Genomic DNA, 3554 nt, shown 5'->3' with positions numbered 1-3554 from the left:
CATCCACCCGATCGGCGCGCAACTGCACGAAGAGATCAAACGGGGTATTCGGCGCCTGCTGACCGTTGGCGGATTGCGCCATGAAGCCACGGAGCTGGGGCGGACGGGCGGCAGGGTAGAGACCATCCCAGGCATCGGCACCGACGGCGACCAGACCGCTGAAACCGGCATCGGGAAAATCGGCGGCAACCGCCGCCCACAGGGCGGGCAAGCTGGCCAGACGGGCCACCAGTTCGGCGCCGTCGCCGGTGCGATTGAACATCAGATAGAGGGCGTGCAGATTCGGCTCTGCACAGATCCCGGCTTGGGCTTTCATATCTCTCTCCCCTGAACAGGCATTAGCGATGTTGGCATTGCGTTGCGCGATTATAAACCAGAGTGAATCCAGTTCCTTGATTTCACAACGATATCAGCGCTCTCACGGCAATGGTTCAAACAGCACGAGCGCATGCGGGGCAAGGTTGACCCGTGCCCGCATCCCGCCAAGCGGCTCGCCAATGCTGGCCTCGAGCCGCTGGCCGCCACACTCGAACAACACCCGGCAGTGATGACCGAGAAACTGCTGCTCCAGCACCACCAGCTCACCGCCGTCGACGGCCTCCAGCAACAGTTGCTGGGGTCTGAGCATCAATTGCAGCAACTCGCCCACGGCGCGGCCGTGAGGCTCGGTGCCGCACACCACCCCCAGCGACGTCTGCACGCAGTGGCTGTCCACCACCTCGGCGGCCAGGTAGTTGACCCCGCCAAGAAACTCCGCCACGAAGCGGTTCTGCGGGCGGCGATAGAGCTGCTCCGGCTGACCCACCTGCTCTATGTGGCCGGCACGGAACAGCGCCAGCCGGTCGGCGAAGGCGAACGCCTCCTCCTTGCTGTGACTGACGAAGATGGCGCCAATCCCCTGCTGCTTGAGCAGGGCGCGGATCTCGAGAATGAGCTTCATCCGCACCTGGGTATCTATGTTGGAGAAGGGCTCGTCCAACAGCATCAGCCTGGGCTTGCACACCAGAGCGCGGGCGATGGCGACCCTCTGCTGCTGACCGCCGGAGAGTTCATGCGGATAACGCGCACCCAGCCCCTGCAGATTGACCAGCGTCAGCGCCTCATCCACCTGCTGCTGACGAATGCGGCGATCGAGTCGGGTCAGGCCGAAGCCGACGTTCTCGGCCACCGTCAGGTGGGGAAAGAGGGCGTAATCCTGAAAGATCATGCCGATGTTACGCGCCTCTGGGGGTTCGCTGGCATCCGGCCCGTCGAGCAGGGTATCGCCGAGGCGAATAGTGCCCTCTGCCAGCGGCAGCAGACCGGCGATGGCCTTGAGCAGTGTGGTCTTGCCACAACCGCTAGCGCCCAGCAGACAGACGATCTCGTTGTCGGCCACTATCAGCGAGAGCTGTTCCAGCACATTGCGGCCGTTGTAACGGCAACTGACATTTTCAACCTGCAAGCAAGACACGGCTGACTTCCTCATATTCTTTTGGTTCAGACCGACCTGCGGCCGGACAACATTGCAGAGATTCATCTGCCCGATCAGTGACCCGGACTATCCAGACTGCGGTTGACCCAGATGAGCGGCAGCAAGCCCACCAACACGATGACGATGGCGCCGAGCGCCCCCCGCTCCAGCATCTCGTCCGACACGAATTGATAGACGTGGGTCGCCAGGGTGTCGAAGTTGAAGGGTCGCAGCAGCAGGGCGGCGGGCAGCTCCTTCATGGATTCGATGAACACCAGCATGGCGCCGGCAAACAGGCCTCGCCGTACCAGCGGTAGATGAACCCGGCGCAGCATGCCGCCATCCCCTTGCCCCAGGGAACGGGCCGCCATGTCGAGGCTGGGGGAGATCTTGCCCATGCTGGTCTCCACCGAGCCGATGGCGATGGCCACGAAGCGGACCAGATAGCCGAACACGATGGCGGTGATGGTGCCGGTCAACAGCAGGCCAGGGCCCTGGCGGCCAAGCCACTCGGCCAGATCATTGATGGCAAAATCGAGGGCCGTCAGCGGCACCAGCACGCCGATGGCCAGCACGGTACCCGGCATGGCGTACCCCATGGCAGAGATGCGCAGGGGCAGCAGACTCTTGAGCCCGCCATCGAGGCGACGGAAGAAACCGAGCAGCAGGGCGATGCCCATGGCAAGCAGGGCGGTCAGCGTCGAGATGAGCAGACTGTTGCCGGCGAAGCGGACAAACTCCGGCGTCCAGGAGAGTTCGAAATAGCGCACCCCGTAATCGAGCAGGATGACGAATGGCAGACCGAAACCGGCCAGCACCAATCCCCAGCACCAGAGCCCGGCCGCTGCGCGACTCACCCCCTTGAGCGGGTAGCGTAGAGGCTGCTCATGGCCCATGGATTTCTGGAACACCTGCTGCCGGCGGCGAGAGCGGCGCTCCAACGCGATCAAGAGCACCACCGCCAGCAGCATCAGGCAGGAGAGTTTGGCGGCAGTGGCCAGGCTGCCGTAGCCGAGCCAGGTATCGTAAACCGCCGTGGTCAGGGTGTTGATGGCAAAAAAATGGACGGTAGCAAAGTCGGCCAAGGTCTCCATCGCCACCAGCGACACGGCCACCATGATGGCGGGGCGCGCCAGCGGCAGGCTGAGGCGACGAAAGCTCTGCCAGGGCGTACAGCCAAGCAGACGGCTGGAGTGGATCAGGCTGACCGACTGCTCCAGAAAGGAGGCGCGGGCCAGCAGATAAACGTAGGGGAACAGCACCAGCGCCAGCACCCAGGCGGCGCCCCCCAGGGAGCGAATGGCCGGGAACCAGTAATCGGCCGGACTGTTCCAGCCAAAGAGTGCGCGCAATCCGGCCTGTAGCGGGCCAGAGTAGTCAAGCAGGTCTGTGTAGACGTAGGCCACTATGTAGGAGGGCATGGCCATGGGCAGCATCAGCGCCCACTGCAGCGCACGACGCCCAGGCACCTGACACATGGCGACCAGCCAGGCGGTGGGTACGCCAAACAGCAGGCTGAGCAGCACAACCCCCGCCACCAGCGCCAGCGTATTGGCCAGATAATCGAGCAGCACCGTATCGACGAGGTGACGAAACAGGTCTCCATCTGCCGAGAAGGCAGAGAAGATCAGGGCGAGCACCGGCAAACCCAGCAGCAGGGCGGTGGCCCAGCTGCCGGCAATCCATCCACAATTTTTCATGAGACCACAGAAGTTGATGGGGCCCTTGGCCCCATCTGATTACAAGTCGAATTTCACTTCATCCAGCAGCTGCAAGGCGTCCTTGCGGTGCTTGGCATAATCGCTGACCGGTAGCGCGTCAGACTTGAAACTGCCCCAGGCCTTGACCATGGCGGACGGCTCGACCCCGGCCTTGACCGGATACTCGGCATTCACGTCCGCATACATGTGCTGGGCCGTGTCGCCAGCCAGAAACTCCATCAGCTTACGCGCTTCATCTTTATTCTTGGCGTGCTTGGTCATGGCCACACCGCTCACGTTGACGTGAGCGCCACGGTCAGCCTGGTTCGGGAAGTTGATATAGACCGCATCGGCCCAGGACTTCTGTGCCGGGTCTTTCAGCATGGCGCCCAGGTAGTAGC

General features: G+C 62.9%; 4 protein-coding genes. All 4 read right to left on the bottom strand.

The features are described 5' to 3' along the window. A partial coding sequence (locus tag AAC083_RS16825; protein ID WP_181364790.1) for a Dyp-type peroxidase domain-containing protein occupies positions 1–316 on the bottom strand: 316 nt, incomplete at its 3' end. A 102-nt stretch (positions 317–418) separates the two neighbouring features. Then, positions 419–1453, bottom strand: a complete 1035-nt coding sequence (locus AAC083_RS16820; protein ID WP_108537211.1) for an ABC transporter ATP-binding protein — start codon at positions 1451–1453, stop codon at positions 419–421. A 74-nt stretch (positions 1454–1527) separates the two neighbouring features. Then, entirely contained in the window at positions 1528–3153 is a 1626-nt protein-coding gene (locus tag AAC083_RS16815) for an ABC transporter permease (RefSeq protein ID WP_108537210.1), read from the bottom strand. A gap of 39 nt (positions 3154–3192) precedes the next feature. After that, positions 3193–3554 (bottom strand): extracellular solute-binding protein (locus AAC083_RS16810; RefSeq protein ID WP_146181710.1); only part of this gene is annotated, 362 nt, incomplete at its 5' end.

It is taken from the genome of Aeromonas sp. HMWF014 (genome assembly GCF_963878295.1).
GTDB lineage: Bacteria > Pseudomonadota > Gammaproteobacteria > Enterobacterales > Aeromonadaceae > Aeromonas > Aeromonas popoffii.
Note: the sequence above shows the minus strand (reverse complement) of the source record. Positions and strands in the feature narration are given on the sequence as shown.

Excerpts from the sequence above, each read along its gene's own strand:
- AAC083_RS16815 (WP_108537210.1), bottom strand. The coding sequence starts at position 3,153 with ATGAAAAATTGTGGATGGATTGCCGGCAGCTGGGCCACCGCCCTGCTG.